Here is a 20,042-nt window from a genome sequence, read left to right on the forward strand (position 1 = left end):
CTTACCTAGATTAAAAAAATCCGCTCAATTGAGCGGATTTTTTATTGTTTTAAATGCACAATTCGCAGCTGTAAACTTACATTACCATTAAAAACATTACGATCTATTTCATAGACTAAATGTACATAGTCACGCATAGGATCAAAGTCAAATCGGCCTGCTGCGTTAAAAGCAATTGCATCGAAACTATATTGATCTAAAGCCAATTTAAGTTTTAAGTGTGTCTCTTTGAGCCAACGGAAATCGATAACTTTAAAATATCCTTCAAATTGAGGCAGTGGAAATTTTTGTCCCCACGGGCCTAACTGTTCAATCCAGTTCAAGGTATCTAACTGCAAAGCAGAAACAGGTAGCTCACCATCAGTCCATAATGTCGCTTGAAAGATAGATTCATCGATTGAAGCCACACAGTTACTAAATACTGTTTTAAAAGCCTCAAAGTTTTCTTTACGTATCGTCAAACCTGCTGCTGCAGCATGCCCACCAAAATGGCTCACCAACTCAGGATGCTGTTCGGCAACTTGTTCAATGGTATCTCGAATGTGGACACCATCAATGGAACGTGCCGAGCCTTTAATATGAATGCCATCTTCATCGGGTGCAAAAACAATCGTTGGTCGATGGAACTGTTCTTTTAGACGGCCCGCAACAATACCAATCACACCTTGATGCCAGTTTTCTTCAAATAGAACAAGCGCCGCAGGGATATCTTGCTGTGAAAGTTGCAGAGTATCTAAGGCCGATAAAGCTTGTTGCTTCATCTCCCCTTCAATTTGACGGCGATCTATATTTAACTGATTTAATTGTTGAGCAATGGGGTATGCTGTTTCAATTGAATCTGCTAATAAACACTCGATCCCAATACGCATGCTCTCCATACGCCCTGCTGCATTAATACGCGGACCAAGAACAAATCCTAAGTCTTGAGCACGTATTGAAGTAGCTTCTCGACCTGCGATATCGAGTAAGGCTAAGATTCCTACTCGACACTTATATTGCTGGATGCGTTTTACACCCGCATCGACCAATATACGGTTGTTATAGTCTAGAACAGCCACATCGGCATAGGTTCCCAAAGCGACTAAATCTAAATATTGTGTGACTTTACTGGTACTTTTGCCTTGTCTACTACGTAGACTCGCCAGATTGGCAAGCACATAAAAAGCAACCCCAACACCAGCAAGTGCTTTACTTGGAAACTCACAGCCTAATTGGTTTGGGTTTACCACCGCCTCAGCAAGCGGGGTCTCTTTGGTCGTTAGATGATGGTCGGTAATAATGACTTGCATGCCTAGAGCATGTGCTGCATCAACACCAGCATGGCTAGAAATTCCATTATCTACCGTAATTAATAGATCGGGTTGATAAGTTTGATGAGCAAGCTCAGCAATGGCTGGAGTAAGGCCATAACCATATTTAAAACGATCTGGAACCAAATAGTCGACTTGTGCTCCCATGTCGCGAAGCACAAGTATCATTAAAGCTGTGCTGGTTGCACCATCGGCATCATAGTCGCCCACAATCACAATTTTTTTCTGCTCATCAATGGCTTGGTCCATTAATGCGACAGCAGCCTCCATTCCTTTGAGCTCTGGCGCAAGCAGGTTCTTAAGTTTTAGCTCAAGTTCTTGTTCAGATTGCACTCCACGTCTTGCCAAAATCTCGGCAATAAACGGAGGCACGCCCTGAAACTGTTCAGGGCGTGTCAATAAAGGTCTTTGTTTAATTTGTATTTTTGTCATTTAAGGCATCAGTCGGTGCAACGTCCATTGACCTTCGATTTTTTCATAACTCAAGCGGTCATGTAAACGATTTGGTCGCCCTTGCCAGAATTCATAATAGTCCGGTTGCAGACGATATCCACCCCAGAACTCTGGCTTATCGAGTACTTCACGGCTTTTAACTTGTTTTTGCAAGTCTTGGAAACGCTGCTGTAACAACTCTCGACTTTCGATCTTTCCGCTTTGAGGCGTACTGATATGAGCTGCAATCTGGCTATCACGTGGACGTTTATGGTAATAGTCAGTAGATTCCTGTTCAGGAATCTTCACAACATACCCACCCACTCGTACCTGACGCTCTAGACTTGGCCAATAAAATAACAGTTCAGCATATGGATTTTCTGCCAAATCTGCGCCTTTCTGGCTGTCATAGTTGGTATAAAAATCATACCCTGCTTCTGTGGCACCACGTAATAATACAGTTCTGACATGCGGGCGACCGCTAGCACTCGCAGTTGCTAACGACATTGCATACGGTTCGTGCAAGTTCGCAGCTAAAGCATGATTAAACCAACCTAAGAATTGCTCATGTGGATTACTCGCGACTTGCGTCTCGTACAATTCACCTTGTTCATAACTTAAGCGTAATTCGCTTAAATCTTTAATGACATCACTCATGCCATACACCTTATGCGACTTGTGCTTGTGAACGAACTGCATTTGCTAAATGTTCAGCCAAAGCATTCACTTCTTGTTCGTCATCACCTTCAACCATGACGCGAATGACTGGCTCAGTTCCTGACTTACGAACTAAAATACGCCCACGCCCTTTAAGCTGTGCTTCTGCTTTATCAAATTCAGCAACCAATGCAGGAATAGAATACGGATCAAGCATTTGTTCTAAACGTATATTTACCAGCACTTGTGGAAATAACTCAAATTCCTGAACTAGTTCATGGAGCGCTTTATTCTGTTCAACCATTACAGTTAACACTTGAAGTGCTGCAATAATCGCATCACCTGTTGTGCTCTTATCTAAAGTTAAAATATGACCAGATGGTTCCCCACCTGTAACCCAACCATTTTCTTCTAATGCTTGTAGTACATAACGGTCACCGACTTTCGCACGGACAAAGCCAACTTTTGCTTTTTCAAGTGCAATTTCAAGTGCCATATTACTCATAACAGTACCGACCACGCCCACAGGTTTTTTCTGAGCTTGAGTCGCTAAAATGTACAAGATATGGTCACCATCAATTAAGTGACCAAACTTATCAACCATCACCACGCGGTCAGCATCGCCATCAAAGGCAATACCTAAATCTGCTTCATGCTCAACCACTGCTTTTTGCAAGTGTTCTGGATGTGTTGAACCACAGTTCTCATTAATGTTTAAACCGTCTGGTTCGTTGTATAAAGCAACAACTTTAGCACCTAGTTCACGAAAAACTGAAGGGCCAACACTATAGGCTGCACCATGTGCACAGTCCAACACGATCTTTAAATTATTTAAATCAAAGTGGTAAGGAAATGTAGATTTACAAAATTCGATATAGCGACCATTTGCATCATTTACACGAACACTTTTACCTAAATTTGCAGTGTCCTCAATGAATAAATCCTTTTCTAATTCTTTATTAATTTCTTCTTGTAATGAATCCGGTAATTTTTTACCTTCACTTGAGAAAAATTTAATCCCATTATCATAATACGGATTATGCGATGCAGAAATTACAATACCTGCATGGGCATGTAATGCACGAGTAAGATGTGCAATCGCAGGTGTCGGTAATGGACCTAATAAATGAACATATACACCAGCAGCGTTTAAGCCAGCCTGTAAAGCAGACTCTAAAATATAGCCCGATAAACGAGTGTCTTTTCCTAATACAACAAGTGGTTTATTTTTTGGACTCGTTCGTTTTAATACCTTCCCTGCGGCGAATCCGAGTTTTAAAGCAAACTCTGGAGTAATAGGCATTTGCCCAAATTTTCCACGAATACCATCCGTTCCAAAATAACTCATAGCTTATCTCATTTTTACGCCACTTCAACCGTGGCCTATTTCATATATGGCTATTTTGCCATATCTCTTTTCATCAGATTTACTTTACACCAAAAACAAAAAGCCGTCAGTGTACTGACGGCTTTCTTACTTGATTTAGTTACTAAAATCTAACCAACACGATAGTTTGGAGCTTCTTTAGTAATCGTTACATCATGAACATGTGACTCAGACATACCCGCTGAAGTAATTTTCACAAATTTAGCATTTTGGCGAAGATCTTCAATCACAGCTGAACCTGTATAGCCCATTGATGAACGTAAACCACCCATCATTTGATGAACGATATTACCCATTGGGCCTTTATATGGAACACGACCTTCAATACCTTCTGGTACTAATTTTTCAGCACCCGCTTTTGAGTCTTGGAAGTAACGGTCAGCAGAACCAGTAGCTCCAGCCATTGCACCTAATGAACCCATACCACGATATGCTTTGTAGTAACGACCTTGGAAGAATTCAACTTCACCAGGTGCTTCTTCAGTACCAGCTAGAAGTGAACCGACCATGATTGTGCTTGCACCAGCACCGATCGCTTTAGCCATATCACCAGAGAAACGGATACCGCCATCTGCAATTAAAGGAATTTGATCTTTTAGCGCGCTAGCAACGCTGTCAATCGCAGAAATTTGTGGCATACCAATACCTGCTACAATACGTGTAGTACAGATAGAACCAGGACCAATACCTACTTTTACAGCATCTGCGCCTGCATCTAATAATGCCAATGCAGCATCACCAGTTGCAATATTTCCACCAATCACTTGTACTTGAGGGAAGTTTTGTTTCACCCAACGTACACGTTCAATTACACCAGCAGAGTGACCATGTGCTGTATCAACAACAATAACGTCAACACCAGCTTCAACCAATGCTTCAACACGACTTGGTGTATCAGCACCAGTACCTACAGCAGCACCAACACGTAAACGACCAAGATCATCTTTACAACTGTTTGGATAGCTTTCAGCTTTGCGGAAGTCAGTCACTGTAATTAAGCCTTTAAGTTCGTTGCTCTCGCCAACGACCAAGACTTTTTCAATACGGTGTTTTTGCAATAATGCTTGAATATTTTCTTTAGACTCGCCTTCACGTACAGTGACCAAACGATCTTGACCTGTCATGATGTTGCTAACAGGTTGTTCCAAGTTAGTTTCAAAACGCGTATCACGGCCTGTCACAATACCAACAACCTTGCCGTCTTTAACAACAGGTACACCACTAATGTTATTAGCGCTGGTAATTGCAATCAGTTCACGTACTGTAGTTTCAGGCGTTACAGTGATAGGGTCTTTCACCATACCCGCCTCAAATTTTTTCACACGGCGTACTTCTGCAGCTTGAGCAGCAATATCCATGTTTTTGTGCAAAATCCCGATACCACCATTTTGTGACATCGCAATCGCCATACGTGACTCAGTCACTGTATCCATTGCAGCTGAAACTAATGGGATATTTAAATGAATGCCGCGAGTTAAACGTGTCTTTAGAGAGACATCTTTTGGGAGAACAGTAGAGTAGGCAGGAAGTAATAAGACATCATCGAAGGTTAGCGCTTCTTGAACGATGGTCAGCATAACAATCTCACTGGTAAATTCCGTGAGCTATTATAAACAAATTTCAATGCAATTTTCATATTATCTTTGCCTTTTTCCGCAATAGATATTCACCTACTCTAAATATTTCTCACTTATTATCGTGTTAGTTCATATTTAACTCACCTGATCATAGTCATGATCATTTTCTGAATCTGCTGGGTTTACTTCAATCAGAGGAATCAACTGGTGCGCCAAACGTGCTTTGTTACACTGTTCATCAGCAATCTGTACTTCTCTACAGGTAGAACTACGGACAGCATAAATAGAGCAGCCCACCTCTTTACCAATTTCCCCCGTCAAAGCCTGACATCGTGGCTGAGCCTGATTAGTTCCACGCATGCACGAATAAACGGGTGTCAAAGGTTCAACGAGATGTTCATCTATGAACTCAGCCTCAGCCCAGTAAAATGAAACCCGAAAATGTGCACAACATGCCCCACAGCGAAGGCACTCATCTGGAGTCGCAACTTGAGATAACATTTTTATTCAAATTCTCGTCATCAAAATTTTTTCTGTGACGCAAAATCCTAAAAAAATTTCAAATTGGACTCAAGATATTGAACTTAACTTTTTATGTTGGACAGCTGAAAATTTGTTCAGTCATTAAATCTACACCACATGGCAAGGTCTCAATCCAGTCTAAAAACTGGTTAATCATTTCTTTGCCAACAAATGGAGTACCATGCTGAGGCACAATCATTTCAATATCCATTTGACGAACCATGTTAACCCATAAACGAATGACTTTATTTGAGCACATATAGCGCTGATGAAAAGCCTTCATTTTCATCACATGAGCATCGAAATCTTTAAGAGGCTGACTTGCATCTTCAACAATAGAAGCCCCCATATCGCCTGAAAATAAAATTTTGGCAACTGGATCATAAAACTGAAAATTGCCCACCGAATGTAGAAAATGTGCAGGAACCATGACAAGCTTTGATTCGCCCAATTGAATCACTTGACCACGATCTGGCAGCTCAATGAGACGATCTTCCCAATTACCTTTCATACGCTCACTCATAAAAGACGAGTTTAAGTGAGGTAAAAATCGTGCCCATAATTTAGAGGCAACTACCTTAGCATCGGTATAAACTAACCAACGAGGCATTGAAGTAATAATATCTGGATCTTGATGCGAAGCGATTACATAGTCCAGATTTTTAAGACGAGTATATTTATTAAGTTCCATCGTTAATGGAACGTAGGTCAAATCACCACCTGGATCGATTACAGCTGCTCGTTCATGATCAATAATTAAAAATTGATTGGCTTGTATGCCTTCCCCTTTAACCAAACTGGTAAAACTAATACATTTATGTACGCCATTATCAAATAGTATCTGCGATGTTGTTTTTTCAAACCCCATACAATTCCCCAAAAAAAACTTTAAATATTAGATATTTTTATATCCCTACTAAAATAAAGGGATTCTAAAGTACTTGCAATGAATTGATTGATATTTCTCATAATATTTTAAAATTGATTTTACTTTTCTTATTCTATAAATGAATCATTAAGAAATTGCACAATCTTCTAAAACTTTCTTAAATAAATGTATTTTGAAGTTTAACTACTAATATGACCTATAAAAAAAGCACTCGAATTGAGTGCTTTTTTTATGGCAGCTTTAAATATCTTAAAAGAAATAATGTTGTACTAGCGTAGAGACACCTACAATTAAGAAAATAGCAGCACCAATTTTATGAATAAGCGAGATAGGTAAACGTTCTGCCAGTTTATTACCGATAAATACAGCAGGAGCATTGGCAATCATCATGCCTACTGTTGTACCTAGCATTACCCAGAAAATACTGTCATAGCGTGCAGCTAAAGCGACAGTTGCAATTTGTGTTTTATCACCAATTTCAGCTAAGAAAAATAAAATAAAGGTTGCACCAAAAACACCAAATTTTTGCCATTTATTAATACTATCAGTTTCATCATCGAGCTTATCTGGAATAAGCATCCAGAACGCCATACCAATAAAACCAACCGCAAGTACCCAAACCAAAATCTCAGGACTTAATACAGTTGTAATCCACTGCCCAAGCACAGCAGAAATACCATGGTTAATGAGTGTGGCTAAAAGAATCGCAATTAAAATAGGAATTGGCTTACGGAAACGCGCAGATAGTAGCAGAGCCAATAGTTGAGTTTTATCACCCATTTCAGCGAGGGCAACAATCGATGTAGAAATCAGAAATTCTTGCATATTAGTTCTCTGGCTAGCATAAATGCCTATGACCTACCCCTCCTGCTAGCCAAATATCATAAAATGATTGCAGAGTGGTAAATCAAAGGTCTTGCCAACTCAGGAACGATGAGACGTTTAAGCTATGATGACCATGTTCTGTTGAACAATTATGTTGACCATCACCTATTCACATTTGCTGTAAATAGCGGCTACTCCCCAATGAAGTATGTATTTATTATAATCAAGTCACTCTATTTTTCAAACATTCAAGCAACAAATTTTACCCACGCCCAAACAAATAAGCGTGCAATACCTAATAACACTGCAAAATAAGCACTTATATGAAGGAAACCAATATGGTTATTACTTACTCCTGTCTGATATTCAAAGGGTAAAATCAAGGTAGCTACAAACACCTCAAAACCCATCACCACATAAGTCATCCATTCCCACGGGAAGTGTAAAATACTGACCCATATTCCCATCAATAAAAATACAATCAACAGTAAGGGCAACATAATTTTCAGGAAACCCAACATTTACTATTTCTCCTTTACCTAATAACGAGAAATTTCTCCTCACGCTCAATAAACCTTGCTTAATCTGTAGATTAACCCAAAATTTAATTAAAGAGATATCAAAAACAAAACCCCGCCGAAGCGAGGTTTTAGTTAATTATTTCAAAGTATTAGATTAATAAAGTACGAATATCTTTAAGAAGTTTCGTAAGTTTATTTGTAAAGCGAGCTGCATCTGCACCATTAATTACACGGTGGTCATAAGACAATGACAACGGCAACATTAAGCGCGGATCAAAGTCTTTACCATTCCATACTGGCTGCATCGTTGCAGGTGAAATACCCAAAATTGCAACTTGTGGCCAGTTTACAAGTGGTGTAAACGCTGTACCACCAATTGCGCCTAAACTTGAAATGGTGAAATTCGCACCCTGCAAGTCTTTCGGTGTTAACTTCTTATCACGCGCTTTTTGACCCAACACACCCAATTCAACTGCAATTTGCTTAATTGATTTTTGGTCTGGGTTACGAAGGACTGGCACAGTTAAACCATCAGGTGTTGCTACTGCAATTCCCATATGGATTTCATTGCGCAAGAGCACTGATTTACCATCATCAGATAGATGACCTGCAAACTCACGCTCTTCTTTCAACAAGTACGCAACCGCTTTGATAATGAATGCCATAATCGTCAGGCTGATACCTTCTTTTTTGAAGTTGCCTTTCAGTTCATTACGCCAATCTTCTAACTCAGTAATATCAGCCAAATCAAACTGAGTAACTTGCGGAATAAAGTTGTTCAACGACAATTGCGGAATTGATACTTGCTGCAAACGCGTCAGTACTTTTTCTTCCACGCCACCAAACGCAGTGAAGTCAGGAAGCTTTGGCAAACCCGAAACCGCTGGTGCAGCCGCAGCAACTGGAGCCGCTTGTGGCGCAGTTAAACGAGTCTTCACATAGGCAAAGATATCTTCTTTAACAACACGACCATGCTCACCAGAAGTTTTAACTTGTGACAAAATCACACCAAGTTCACGAGCAAGCTTACGTACAGCAGGGCCTGCATATACTTTAGCATTTTCGGCTTCTTGCTCTTTGGTTAACTTGTCACTACCAGACGCTGGAGCAGATACAGCCTGAGTCGGAGCAGGAGCTGCCGCTTTAGGTGCTGCTGCCTGTGGAGCTGGAGCTACTTCTGCTTTTGCCGCTGGTGCCGCAGCAGGTGCTTGGCCTTCAGCTTCAATTGTTGCAAGCAATATACCTTGTGAAACCTGTTGGCCTGCTTGCAAGTGAATCGCTTTCACAACGCCAGCAACAGTACTAGGAACTTCAACAGTCGCTTTATCAGATTCAACCACAACAAGGCTTTGGTCTACATCAACTTTATCGCCAACTTGTACCAAGATTTCAGCAACAACTGCTTTATCTACACCCAAATCAGGAACGTTAATATCAACTGGTCCAGATTGAGTAGCAGCCGCAGCTACAGTTTCTTGTTGAACTGGTGCAGGTGCTGCCGCAGGGGCTGCTGTAGAAGCAGGAGCTTCAACTGGCGCACTTGATGCAGACGTTGTTTTCACTTTAATGAGCACAACACCTTCTTTAACTGTATCGCCTTCTTTAACTTGAATGCTTTCTACAATACCAGCAGTACTGCTTGGTACTTCTACAGTTGCTTTGTCAGATTCAACTACAACGATGCTTTGCTCAACATCAATCTGGTCACCCACTTTAACGAGGATTTCGCCAACTAATGCTTTTTCAACACCAATGTCAGGGACAGTTACGTCAACAGTTGCAGTTGATGTAGTAGCAGCAGGTTGAGCTGAAGCTTGAGCTTGTTGTGCAGGTGCTGGAGCAGCTGGCTTTTCAGCCGCAGGAGCCGGTGTTGGCTCTGGAGCAGCTTGCGCTGCACCTTCAGCTTCAAGTTCAAACAATACCGTACCTTCAGTTACGCTATCGCCTTCCTTGATTAATATGCTTTTTACGACACCTGCTGAAGTGCTAGGCACTTCAACAGAGGCTTTATCAGACTCAAGCAAAACAAGACTGTCATTTTCAGCAATGCTGTCACCAACTTTTACTAAAATTTCAGCAACAACTGCTTTATCTACACCAATATCAGGGGTCTTAATTTGCATGCTTAGTTCCCCTCACCTGTTTGCGTTTCATTGTATTCAGCAACTGGCTGAACTTCCGGATGTGCTTGTGGAGCCCATGCAACCGGACGGTCAGTATCTAACTCAAAGTTAGAAATTGCATCTTTCACTAAACGTGCATCTACTTCACCTTCGTCAGCTAATTTTTTCAAAGTAGCAACAACGATATGTGCAGCATCAACACCAAAGAAACTACGTAAGTTCGCACGCGTATCTGAACGACCATAACCATCTGTACCTAATGCAACAAATGGGCGGCCATCTGGAAGATAAGCACGGATTTGTTCGCTGTACGCACGCATATGGTCTGTAGCAGAAACTACAATACCTTCTGTACCACGTAATTGCTTAGATACCCAAGATTCTTTCACTTCTTCAGCAAGTGGGTGTAAGCGGTTGTATTCTTCACATGCCATACCATCACGTGATAACTCATTGAAGCTTGTTACACTCCAAACGTTTGAGTGGATTTGGTATTCATCACGTAAGATTTTCGCAGCTTTGATCACTTCACGAAGAATTACACCTGAACCAAGTAATTGGACAGTCGCTTTTTCGTCTTTTTCGAATAAGTACATACCACGTTTAATGCCTTCCTCAGCACCTTCAGGCATTGCAGGATGCTCGTAGTTTTCGTTCATTACAGTGAGGTAATAGAACACACGCTCTTGGTTCACATACATACGTTGTAAACCGTCATGAACGATTACAGCTAATTCATAACCAAAACATGGATCATAAGATACGCAGTTTGGAATCGTGTTTGCCAAGATATGTGAATGACCATCTTGGTGCTGTAAACCTTCACCGTTCAATGTAGTACGACCAGCAGTTGCACCTAACAAGAAACCTTGAGCTTGTGCATCGCCCGCAGCCCACGCAATGTCACCAATACGTTGGAAACCAAACATTGAGTAGTACATGTACATTGGAATCATTGGCAAGTTATTCGTTGAATAACTTGTCGCTAACGCAGCCCATGCGCTCATCGCACCAGCTTCGTTAATCCCTTCTTGAAGCATGTGACCATCACTTGCTTCACGATAATGCATTAACTGTTCTTGGTCTTCTGGAGTATATTTTTGACCGTGAGCGGCATAAATACCAAGCTGACGGAACATACCTTCTAAACCAAAAGTACGTGCTTCGTCTGGAACGATTGGTACTACGCGGTCTTTAATTGCTTTTTCTTTAAGTAAAGCAGCAATTAAACGAACCATTACCATCGTAGTAGATTGTTCTTTACCACCTGAACCATTTAATACAGCATCAAATACAGACAATTCAGGAATCGCTAAAATTTCACTCTCTTTACGACGTGCAGGAAGGTAACCACCTAGTGCTTCACGACGCGCCTTCATGTACTTCATTTCTGGAGAGTTTTCACTTGGGCGGTAGAATGGGAGCTCTTCTAATTTATCATCTGTAAATGGAAGGTTAAAACGGTCACGTACATATTTCAAAGAGTCGATCTGCATTTTCTTGATTTGGTGAGTTTTGTTCACCGCTTCAATTTCTTCAGATAAACCGTAACCTTTAACAGTTTTTGCAAGAATAACTGTTGGTTGACCTTTAGCTTTCATTGCTTCTGCATAGGCAGCAAAAACTTTATATGGGTCATGACCACCACGGTTGAGATTATCGATGTCTTCATCGCTTAAATCTTTTACAAGTTCAGCAGCTTCTGGGTACTTGCCAAAGAATTTCTCACGTGTATATGCACCACCTTTTACTTGGTAGCGTTGGTATTCACCATCAACAGTTTCTTCCATCACCGCTTTTAAAGCGCCTGTGCTGTCTTTTGCAAGTAGCGGATCCCAATGACGACCCCATACTACTTTAATGACACGCCAGCCTGCGCCACGGAATAAAGATTCTAATTCTTGAATAATTTTACCGTTACCACGTACAGGACCATCTAGACGCTGTAAGTTACAGTTAACAACCCAAATGAGGTTATCAAGTTTTTCACGGCCAGCGAGTGAAATTGCACCAGTACTTTCTGGCTCATCCATCTCACCATCGCCAAGATAAGCCCAAACTTTACGATCTTCTTCTTTGATCAAGCCACGGTTCATCAAATATTTTTGAATGTGTGCTTGATAAATCGACATGATTGGGCCAAGACCCATTGATACAGTTGGGAATTGCCAATAGTCCGGCATTAAATATGGGTGTGGATAGCTTGGTAAACCGTTACCGCCAACTTCACGGCGGAAATTACTTAACTGCTCTTCAGTTAAACGTCCTTCAAGGAATGAACGTGCATAAATACCAGGAGCACAGTGTCCTTGGTAATAAATCATATCTCCGCCAAAGCTATTGCTGTTTGCGCGGAAGAAATGGTTAAAACCTACGTCATATAATGTTGCACTTGATGCGAAACTCGCTAAGTGACCACCTAAATCATCACCTGTTTTATTCGCACGAAGTACCATTGCTAAGGCATTCCAACGAATCAATGCACGAATACGGCGTTCCATATCTTGGTCGCCTGGCATTGCAGGTTGTTCTTCAACAGAAATTGTATTTAAGTAAGGTGTATTGAGACGTTGAATTGGAACATGCTTAGCAATTGCTTGTTGGTAAAGTTTTTCCAACAAGAATGCCGCTCGCTCAGTTCCCATATGTTGTAAAACTGAATCGAATGCATCTTGCCATTCTTGGGTTTCTTGTGCGTCGGAGTCACCGTAAAACGCCATAATTCACCTGTTCCTTGTTCTCTAATCTACTTTGTATTTTTACCACGTTTTGCCCCTCTCAAGTTATTGCCACGGGTGAATGTGAGGGGGCCCTATTATTTTCTGAATGAATAGTCATTGACCGAGCATGACTCAAAATAACAAAAAAACGCCAATATAGGCGTTTTTTTATACGATAATTGCGTTAAGAAAGGTTTTATCTCATTTCAGATTCAAAAATTTAATAATCCTAAATTTTAACAAATACAATTTAAGGCAACATTGCTAAGTAAGTTGATGGATTCTTACGTTGACCATCTTTAACTACTTCATAGTGTAAATGTGGTCCAGTACAACGACCTGTACAACCCACATTAGCAATATGATCACCAGCAGAAACCTGATCACCCACACGAACCATTAAACGTGAAGCGTGTGCATAGCGTGTTAAATAACCATTACCATGGTTGATTTCAACATACTGACCATAACCTGTCCCCCAACCTGATTTAGTTACAATACCAGGACCTGTTGCATAGATTGGCGTACCACTTGGCGCAGACATATCTAAACCACCGTGATGCTCTGCACGACCACCCATGGTACGACCACCAAAGTTAGAAGAAACACGTACGCTATCAGGAAGAGGATGAGAAACTAACCAAGAATAAGGATTTGAAGAAGAGGTATTAAAAGAGTTTTTAGCGGTAGTATTACCATATTTTTTTGCCAGTGAGTCATTGTTGAGCTCAACTGTTTTCGGGCGTAAAGTGACTGAAACTTTTGCACTTGCCGGAAGATCTAAATCATCAGGATGCGTATATGAACCTTGAGATAATGTTTTTGATAACTGTTCCAATCGATCTGAATCTGTAGATTGGTTAATATTTTGATAATCTGCAAAAGCAACCGATGCTGCCGAAGCGGCTAGTGAAAATGCTAATAAAATACGACGCGTGTGCATAAAAACCTCTTGAAACTGTTCTTACTCAAGTTCCTTATGATCTCTTCCTTGATATCAGTCGAAATGAACGCTTAAGATGGAGACAAGAAACCATTCGAGAATGATCAATGTCTAAACCCGATAACGTTTTTCAACAATCCGGAAAACACATAAAAACAGGAAACCTTACGTTTCTAACAACGCAAGTCGCGCAATGGCAAAGACTTACGAAAATAATCCAACCCTTATTGCCCCAACCGGAACAATGGCAGGTCGTGTGTTATCAAAATGGCACTTTAATTATTACTGGTGAAAATCAGGCAATGATTAGTCAACTCAGCTATTTACAGAGCCAATATATATCTAAATTATCTCAACTTGAAGGACTAAAAGACTTACAAAGAATTCAAGTTCGCTTAAGAAATAAGACTATTTCTACAGCGCCCTCATCATCTGAGCCTTCTAAATCCATCCCCCCGGAAACACAAGAAATGTTACGTAGTGCCGCCGACTTCGTGAGCGACCCTAAGCTTAGCCAAGCTTTACTACGTTTGGCAAGCAATAAAAAATGATGAGCTTTCCATTTCTTAATTAGAATCGTTCTTATTTTGTGATAAAAATCACACTATCCATTGTTACATTATAACATAGACAAATAAAGACAATGACTTATGTCACACTCACATATGGAATTGGACATTCATTCTCGTCATTAAATGTTACAATTTCATAATTACTCGGATCACTTTGAACATTGCGTAACAGCTGATTATTTAAAGCATGTCCCGATTTATAGCCATCGAACTTGGCAATAATTTGATGACCAAGTAAATACAAATCACCCACTGCATCTAAAATTTTATGTCGAACAAATTCATCAGCAAATCGTAAACCTTCTTCGTTCACAACCCCTGTATCATCTACACCAATGGCATTATCCAGACTTGCACCTAAAGCCAAATTATTTGCTTTGAGGTAATCTAAGTCTTTCATAAAACCAAAAGTTCGTGCTTCGCTAACCTCATACACAAAGGTTTCGGTTGAAAAATCGATTGTCGCAGATTGATATTCTTTAGCAAATGCAGGATGATCAAAATCAATGGTAAAGTTGAGCTGAAAACCATTATGTGGTCGAAAAATTGCTTTTTTATCTTCAATTAAAGCTTCAACTGGTTTTAATATTCTTATAAATTTTTTAGGGGCATTTTGCTCGCGCAAGCCACCTTGCATTAATAGATAAATAAATGGTCCAGCACTACCATCCATAATTGGCACTTCGGATGCTGATACTTCTACGATTAAATTATCAATTCCTAAACCCGCAATCGCACTCATTACATGCTCAATCGTACCTACTTTAATATCACCAGTAACAAGGTTCGAACACATAAATGCTTCTTGAATAAGCAATGCATTAGCAGGAATATCAACAGGTGGATTCAAATCGATACGGCGAAATACAATACCTCCATCCACGGTATGTGGAATGAAATTGATCATCACTTTTTGACCGCTATGAAGACCTATTCCACTCGCTTTTACCACACGATTGAGAGTACGCTGTTTCACCATGCTTTGTAACTTCTTTTTTAAAACCGCTATACGTTAGCATATTTAGTCATTGATCAAAAATAAAAAAAGGCAGTGTTTAAACACTGCCTTTTAATAGATCGAAGACTGAATTACTTACGTTGCTGATTTTTCAAGTAATCTTGAATACTCATTGGCGAAGAACGCGGTGATGAACTTGGTGCATTATTTACATCAGTTTCAGCATTTTGGCGTTTATTAATTGCAGGAACATCATCTTCATCTACAGATTGTGCAGATTGAGTTGATGTATGGCTCACTGTATTACGCTTTCTCGGTTCTGCATCAGCAGCATTACGAGTCAAACCAGTTGCAATCACAGTTACACGTAATTCATCACGCGCATCTGGATCAAATACTGTACCGTAGAAGATTTCGCCTTCATCAAGGTCAACAATTTGGTTAACCACATCAGTAATGATTTCTGTTTCACGTAACGTGATGTCATCACCACCCGTAATGTTAATTAACACGCCTTTGGCATTAATAATATTTACGTTATCAAGCAATGGACTACGGATTGCCTGTTCAGCAGCTTGACGCGCACGGTCTTCACCACGACCCAAACCAGCACCCATCATTGCGTAACCGCGAGTACTCATTGCAGTTTTCAAATCGGCGAAGTCAAGGTTAATGTGACCGCGATTAACAACAAGATCAAAGATACTACGTACAGCATTTAACAATACATCATCTGCCTTTTTATAGGCATCTTTCATTGAAATATCACCATACACGCTTAACAAACGCTGGTTAGGAATAATAATCAATGAATCAACATGTGCTTCTAACGCTTCAATACCGCGTTCAGCTGACTTTTGACGACGACGACCTTCAAAGTTAAATGGAGTCGTTACCACACCAACAGTCAAAATCCCCATTTCTTTAGCAACTTCAGCAACAACCGGAGCTGCACCAGTACCTGTACCACCACCCATACCAGCGGTTACAAACACCATGTCAGTCCCTTCAAGGTGCTGACGAATAATTTCACGGCTTTCTTCTGCTGCAACTTGACCCACTTCTGGGTTAGCACCTGCACCTAGACCACGTGTACTTTGCTCACCTAACTGAATTTTGAAAGGAGCATTCATACAGTCAAGTGCTTGTTTATCTGTATTGGCACAAACGAATTTAACACCCTGAATATCAGACTGTACCATGTGCTGAACGGCATTACCGCCACCACCACCTACACCAAATACAGTGAAACGGGCTTGACCGTTGCCATCGTTTAGTTCATCTTCTATAAATTCAAATGAGGCCATGACCTTTAGGGTTCCTAATACATTATGGCAGTCACTTCAGCCCGTATACTGCCTTGATTTTCAAAAACAACTAATTTTAAGAATGCTGTGCAATACAAACCTTGTCAAGTACAGTGGTTTTCTCTTACAACTTCCTAACAATTCTACCAATAAATCCATACATCCTAAAAAATGGCTTTAAGTTTGCTATTAAACGCATTCCAACCATTTACCATTCGTTCCCATACCGAACGGTCACTACCCTCTTCAGGTTCCTCAACAGCTTCTTGTAATTCGCTTTGGCTAAACATAAGCAAACCAGCTGCTGTCGCATACATTGATCGACGTAACGCAGCTTGATGCTGATCATCAGCATACACCTGTAACGGTGGATTACCTAAATGAGCAGACACACCCAACATACGACGCGCTAAACTTACCATACCCTCAATCTGGCAAGCATCCCCTGTCAATACAACACCATGATACAAACCATGGATTGCACCGCTTTGTTCTAGTTCTTCACGAATTTGACCGAAAATCTCTTCGTAACGAGCAATAATAATTTCTGACAACTCAATTCGGCTAATGGTTTGAGGACCATCAATACCCTGTACCTGAATCATATGATCAGGTTTAACAGCACTTAGATCAACGCAGCCGTGTAAGATTTTAATCCGTTCAGCTTCATCGGTCGTTGTTTGCAACACAGCAGCAATATCACGTGTCACATGTTCACCACCACGCTGTAATGTACGCGCTAAAGCTAAACGACCATCTAAATAAACTGCTAAATTGGTAATGCCTGCGCCAATATCAACGAGACAAACACCATACTCTTTTTCATCTTTGAGCAAACTTGCTTCAGCGGTTGCCAAGCAAGAAACTACCATTTTTTCAACACCAATGTTCGCACCTTTCATGGCACGATCGAGGTTCTGCATAGTAGCGATTGGCATCATCATGAGTTGATAGTGACCAGTCATGCTATGAGCAGTCATATTAATTGGATTTTGAACCCATTCAGCAGAGTCACCTAACTCAAACCCAAGTGGGACTGCACTCGCTAAATAATAATCAGAGGTCACATGGCTTGCTTTTGCTAACTCCAATGCACGTACAACTTCATTGGTTGTAATCACATGTGCGGGGTTAGCAACAGGCGTGCGTCCAGAAGCATAGAAACTTTGCAGCTCGGTACTTGGAATAGATACCCAAGCACTATGAATGCGACATTCAGCCATATTTTCCGCTTCAGAAACGGCGTTCTTAATCGCAGCAATGACTTTATCGAGACTTACAATTTTTCCTTTGTTCATGCCTCGATTGCGAGCAGTTGCCATACCGATAACCTGAATGTTATCCGGTGCATGAATTTTTCCAATCAAAACTGAAACTTTATGCGTCCCAATGTCAATTGCAACAACTGAGGGAACAGCTTCACTCATCACTCATACCATTTCTTTGTTGTCTAATACCAGGCAAATTGCCTATTTTAAAGCCACGTATTATGGCTTTGCTTTTGTACCACCTGCAATGCTTGTGTCATCACTCGTTACAACAAACTGACCATTCACAATTTTAGGTGGAGTTGCATTCTTCCATTGAATAGATAATCCATTACGATATCGCAAATCAATGGCTGAGATTTTCGTCCACACAGGTTTTAGGTCAGATTGTGCCAAGTGACTTAAACGTTGCAATTTATTCATTGTTTGGTCTTGGTCAACAATAATGCGTAAACCAGAATCAAACTGCATAAACCAAGTCATTCGTTCTGTTAGATATAACTCTTTTAAACGCAAATTAACAGGATGGAATAACTGATTAATTTCATTATAGCGTCGCATCATCATTTTAGACTGGCTTACCGGGCCATGTAACAACGGCAGCTCAGGATGAAGTTTCGGTTCTGCCTCACTAAATACGTCGCCACCATCGCTTAATAAGCGGCCTGTTCCCCAACGGGCAATCGCATGTTTAGGCATGATACGAACACGAATACCATTGGGCCAAGCACGAGATACAACGACTCGGTCTACCCATGAAATTTCTAATGCTTTATCACGAATCTGCTCTAAGTCAGACGTAAAATAATTATCTTTTACAATCGGCTGCACATATTGCATTACTTGCTGAGATTCAACTGGAGTCGTTGAACCCACAACTTCAAGTTTTGCAACAGTTGCATCGGTAATAACCTTATATAGCCCGTAAATTCCGACTGCCAGCACTAAAAAAGCAATAACCAGCAACATCCATCCGCCAGCGTTGGCAAGCTTTTGCTTACGTGTAGGCGGTTTTTCATGAATGGATGTAATTGCCGCACGTTTACGGCGCATGGAAGCCGGAAGTTGTGTCATATTTAAGCTGTACCTTCCAATGTTTGCTCAAGAATTGCAACACACAACGCTTCAAAGCTATAACCAACTGCTTTAGCAGCCTTAGGTACAAGCGAATGACTTGTCATACCTGGCACAGTATTCACTTCTAAAAGCCAGAAAGCACCTTGCTCATCCTGCATTGCATCAATACGGCCCCAACCTTCTGCGCCTACTGCTTGGAAAGCACGCAAACTTAAAGCTTGTAATTTTTTCTCGTCTGCATCACTTAAACCACAAGGGATACCATACTCGACATCATTACGTTGATATTTTGCTTCATAGTCATAAAAAGCAACATCTGCAGGTGGTTGCAAACGAATAACAGGTAAAGGCTGACCATTTAAAAATGAAATCGTAAATTCACGACCAGTAATCCATTTTTCTGCCATGACCACTGCATCGTGCTGAGTTGCTTTTTCAATTGCTGCCGCAAAATCTTCTGCTTTCTCAACCTTACTCATGCCTACGCTTGAACCTTCATGCACAGGCTTAATAATGACTGGTAGACCCAATTCCGCAATAACTGAATCGAGGTCAGTTTCTTTGGTAATAATTCGATATGGTGCTGTAGGTAAATCACTACCTTGCCAGATTTGCTTGGTTTTAACTTTATCCATACCAATGGCAGAACCTTGTACACCAGTTCCTGTATATGGAATATTCAACCACTCAAGCACACCTTGGATCTGACCATCTTCACCGCCACGACCATGCAATACAATAAATGCGCGATCATAGTTTACAAGTTCAGTTACACTACGGTCTTGCGGATCAAATGCCTCAGCCTGAACACCTGAACTTAACAAAGCATCCAAAACTGCCTGACCACTATCTAAAGAAACAGCACGCTCAGCCGATTTTCCACCAAACAACACAGCAACTTTGCCGAATTTTGTAGCATTTGACACGTTTAAATCCTTAACCCGATAATTCAAT

The 20,042-nt window shown here is 40.8% G+C and carries 17 protein-coding genes and 1 riboswitch; of the genes, 1 reads left to right on the plus strand and 16 read right to left on the minus strand.

What is annotated here, in order from left to right:
• Nucleotides 1-41: 41 nt before the first annotated feature.
• From recJ to ACLCEG_RS11175, 11 genes are all read right to left on the minus strand, one after another.
• The gene (recJ, locus tag ACLCEG_RS11125; protein ID WP_410567529.1) at nucleotides 42-1,742 is read right to left on the minus strand and encodes a single-stranded-DNA-specific exonuclease RecJ; all 1,701 of its coding nucleotides are present in this window, start codon (nucleotides 1,740-1,742) and stop codon (nucleotides 42-44) included.
• Entirely contained in the window at nucleotides 1,743-2,399 is a 657-nt protein-coding gene (gene pdxH, locus ACLCEG_RS11130) for a pyridoxamine 5'-phosphate oxidase (RefSeq protein WP_410567531.1), read from the minus strand. It lies immediately after the preceding gene.
• Between the two features lie 10 nt (nucleotides 2,400-2,409).
• The gene (gene glmM, locus ACLCEG_RS11135; RefSeq protein WP_410567533.1) at nucleotides 2,410-3,747 is read right to left on the minus strand and encodes a phosphoglucosamine mutase; all 1,338 of its coding nucleotides are present in this window, start codon (nucleotides 3,745-3,747) and stop codon (nucleotides 2,410-2,412) included.
• Nucleotides 3,748-3,896: 149 nt separating this feature from the next.
• Nucleotides 3,897-5,363, minus strand: coding sequence for an IMP dehydrogenase (gene guaB, locus ACLCEG_RS11140; protein ID WP_002121951.1), 1,467 nt, complete (start codon nucleotides 5,361-5,363; stop codon nucleotides 3,897-3,899).
• A 135-nt stretch (nucleotides 5,364-5,498) separates the two neighbouring features.
• Nucleotides 5,499-5,864: a YkgJ family cysteine cluster protein gene (locus tag ACLCEG_RS11145; RefSeq protein WP_410567535.1), complete on the minus strand. Its 366-nt coding sequence runs from the start codon at nucleotides 5,862-5,864 to the stop codon at nucleotides 5,499-5,501.
• A gap of 91 nt (nucleotides 5,865-5,955) precedes the next feature.
• On the minus strand, nucleotides 5,956-6,753 hold the full coding sequence (locus ACLCEG_RS11150; protein ID WP_038349891.1) for an MBL fold metallo-hydrolase: 798 nt from the start codon (nucleotides 6,751-6,753) through the stop codon (nucleotides 5,956-5,958).
• A 270-nt stretch (nucleotides 6,754-7,023) separates the two neighbouring features.
• Nucleotides 7,024-7,599 (minus strand): TMEM165/GDT1 family protein, encoded by a 576-nt coding sequence (locus tag ACLCEG_RS11155; protein ID WP_004704943.1) that lies wholly within the window; start codon nucleotides 7,597-7,599, stop codon nucleotides 7,024-7,026.
• Nucleotides 7,600-7,614: 15 nt separating this feature from the next.
• Nucleotides 7,615-7,811: riboswitch (yybP-ykoY riboswitch) on the minus strand.
• Nucleotides 7,812-7,847: 36 nt separating this feature from the next.
• Nucleotides 7,848-8,120: a hypothetical protein gene (locus ACLCEG_RS11160; RefSeq protein ID WP_004704942.1), complete on the minus strand. Its 273-nt coding sequence runs from the start codon at nucleotides 8,118-8,120 to the stop codon at nucleotides 7,848-7,850.
• 149 nt (nucleotides 8,121-8,269) lie between these two features.
• Complete coding sequence (locus ACLCEG_RS11165) at nucleotides 8,270-10,243, minus strand: 2-oxo acid dehydrogenase subunit E2 (protein ID WP_086496463.1); 1,974 nt, start codon at nucleotides 10,241-10,243, stop codon at nucleotides 8,270-8,272.
• Between the two features lie 2 nt (nucleotides 10,244-10,245).
• On the minus strand, nucleotides 10,246-12,963 hold the full coding sequence (gene aceE / locus ACLCEG_RS11170) for a pyruvate dehydrogenase (acetyl-transferring), homodimeric type (protein ID WP_004704938.1): 2,718 nt from the start codon (nucleotides 12,961-12,963) through the stop codon (nucleotides 10,246-10,248).
• Nucleotides 12,964-13,213: 250 nt separating this feature from the next.
• Complete coding sequence (locus tag ACLCEG_RS11175) at nucleotides 13,214-13,906, minus strand: M23 family metallopeptidase (RefSeq protein WP_004704936.1); 693 nt, start codon at nucleotides 13,904-13,906, stop codon at nucleotides 13,214-13,216.
• A gap of 107 nt (nucleotides 13,907-14,013) precedes the next feature.
• On the opposite strand from ACLCEG_RS11175, the gene ACLCEG_RS11180 reads away from it, so the two are divergent.
• Nucleotides 14,014-14,457 carry a DciA family protein gene (locus ACLCEG_RS11180; RefSeq protein ID WP_004704934.1) on the plus strand — a complete coding sequence of 148 codons (444 nt, stop codon included), beginning with the start codon at nucleotides 14,014-14,016 and terminating at the stop codon, nucleotides 14,455-14,457.
• A gap of 97 nt (nucleotides 14,458-14,554) precedes the next feature.
• Here ACLCEG_RS11180 and lpxC read toward each other — a convergent pair whose 3' ends face one another.
• From lpxC to ACLCEG_RS11205, 5 genes are all read right to left on the minus strand, one after another.
• On the minus strand, nucleotides 14,555-15,457 hold the full coding sequence (gene lpxC, locus ACLCEG_RS11185) for a UDP-3-O-acyl-N-acetylglucosamine deacetylase (protein ID WP_019458528.1): 903 nt from the start codon (nucleotides 15,455-15,457) through the stop codon (nucleotides 14,555-14,557).
• A gap of 110 nt (nucleotides 15,458-15,567) precedes the next feature.
• Nucleotides 15,568-16,743, minus strand: coding sequence for a cell division protein FtsZ (gene ftsZ, locus ACLCEG_RS11190; RefSeq protein ID WP_004704930.1), 1,176 nt, complete (start codon nucleotides 16,741-16,743; stop codon nucleotides 15,568-15,570).
• 164 nt (nucleotides 16,744-16,907) lie between these two features.
• Complete coding sequence (gene ftsA, locus ACLCEG_RS11195; RefSeq protein WP_004704928.1) at nucleotides 16,908-18,170, minus strand: cell division protein FtsA; 1,263 nt, start codon at nucleotides 18,168-18,170, stop codon at nucleotides 16,908-16,910.
• 60 nt (nucleotides 18,171-18,230) lie between these two features.
• Complete coding sequence (locus ACLCEG_RS11200) at nucleotides 18,231-19,085, minus strand: cell division protein FtsQ/DivIB (protein ID WP_410567538.1); 855 nt, start codon at nucleotides 19,083-19,085, stop codon at nucleotides 18,231-18,233.
• Nucleotides 19,086-19,087: 2 nt separating this feature from the next.
• Nucleotides 19,088-20,014, minus strand: coding sequence for a D-alanine--D-alanine ligase (locus ACLCEG_RS11205; protein WP_077165924.1), 927 nt, complete (start codon nucleotides 20,012-20,014; stop codon nucleotides 19,088-19,090).
• Nucleotides 20,015-20,042 lie beyond the last annotated feature (28 nt).

Origin of the sequence: Acinetobacter sp. H1(2024), assembly GCF_046557555.1 — a bacterium.
GTDB classification, from domain to species: Bacteria; Pseudomonadota; Gammaproteobacteria; order Pseudomonadales; family Moraxellaceae; genus Acinetobacter; species Acinetobacter seifertii.

What these genes read in the sequence shown, in the direction of transcription:
- ACLCEG_RS11165 (WP_086496463.1), bottom strand. Translation starts at nt 10,243, where the DNA reads ATGCAAATTAAGACCCCTGATATTGGTGTAGATAAAGCAGTTGTTGCT.
- ftsA (WP_004704928.1), bottom strand. Translation starts at nt 18,170, where the DNA reads ATGAGTGAAGCTGTTCCCTCAGTTGTTGCAATTGACATTGGGACGCAT.
- recJ (WP_410567529.1), bottom strand. Translation starts at nt 1,742, where the DNA reads ATGACAAAAATACAAATTAAACAAAGACCTTTATTGACACGCCCTGAA.
- ACLCEG_RS11200 (WP_410567538.1), bottom strand. Translation starts at nt 19,085, where the DNA reads ATGACACAACTTCCGGCTTCCATGCGCCGTAAACGTGCGGCAATTACA.
- lpxC (WP_019458528.1), bottom strand. Translation starts at nt 15,457, where the DNA reads ATGGTGAAACAGCGTACTCTCAATCGTGTGGTAAAAGCGAGTGGAATA.
- guaB (WP_002121951.1), bottom strand. Translation starts at nt 5,363, where the DNA reads ATGCTGACCATCGTTCAAGAAGCGCTAACCTTCGATGATGTCTTATTA.
- ACLCEG_RS11175 (WP_004704936.1), bottom strand. Translation starts at nt 13,906, where the DNA reads ATGCACACGCGTCGTATTTTATTAGCATTTTCACTAGCCGCTTCGGCA.
- ftsZ (WP_004704930.1), bottom strand. Translation starts at nt 16,743, where the DNA reads ATGGCCTCATTTGAATTTATAGAAGATGAACTAAACGATGGCAACGGT.
- ACLCEG_RS11160 (WP_004704942.1), bottom strand. Translation starts at nt 8,120, where the DNA reads ATGTTGGGTTTCCTGAAAATTATGTTGCCCTTACTGTTGATTGTATTT.
- ACLCEG_RS11150 (WP_038349891.1), bottom strand. Translation starts at nt 6,753, where the DNA reads ATGGGGTTTGAAAAAACAACATCGCAGATACTATTTGATAATGGCGTA.
- ACLCEG_RS11155 (WP_004704943.1), bottom strand. Translation starts at nt 7,599, where the DNA reads ATGCAAGAATTTCTGATTTCTACATCGATTGTTGCCCTCGCTGAAATG.
- pdxH (WP_410567531.1), bottom strand. Translation starts at nt 2,399, where the DNA reads ATGAGTGATGTCATTAAAGATTTAAGCGAATTACGCTTAAGTTATGAA.
- ACLCEG_RS11180 (WP_004704934.1), top strand. Translation starts at nt 14,014, where the DNA reads ATGTCTAAACCCGATAACGTTTTTCAACAATCCGGAAAACACATAAAA.
- glmM (WP_410567533.1), bottom strand. Translation starts at nt 3,747, where the DNA reads ATGAGTTATTTTGGAACGGATGGTATTCGTGGAAAATTTGGGCAAATG.
- aceE (WP_004704938.1), bottom strand. Translation starts at nt 12,963, where the DNA reads ATGGCGTTTTACGGTGACTCCGACGCACAAGAAACCCAAGAATGGCAA.
- ACLCEG_RS11145 (WP_410567535.1), bottom strand. Translation starts at nt 5,864, where the DNA reads ATGTTATCTCAAGTTGCGACTCCAGATGAGTGCCTTCGCTGTGGGGCA.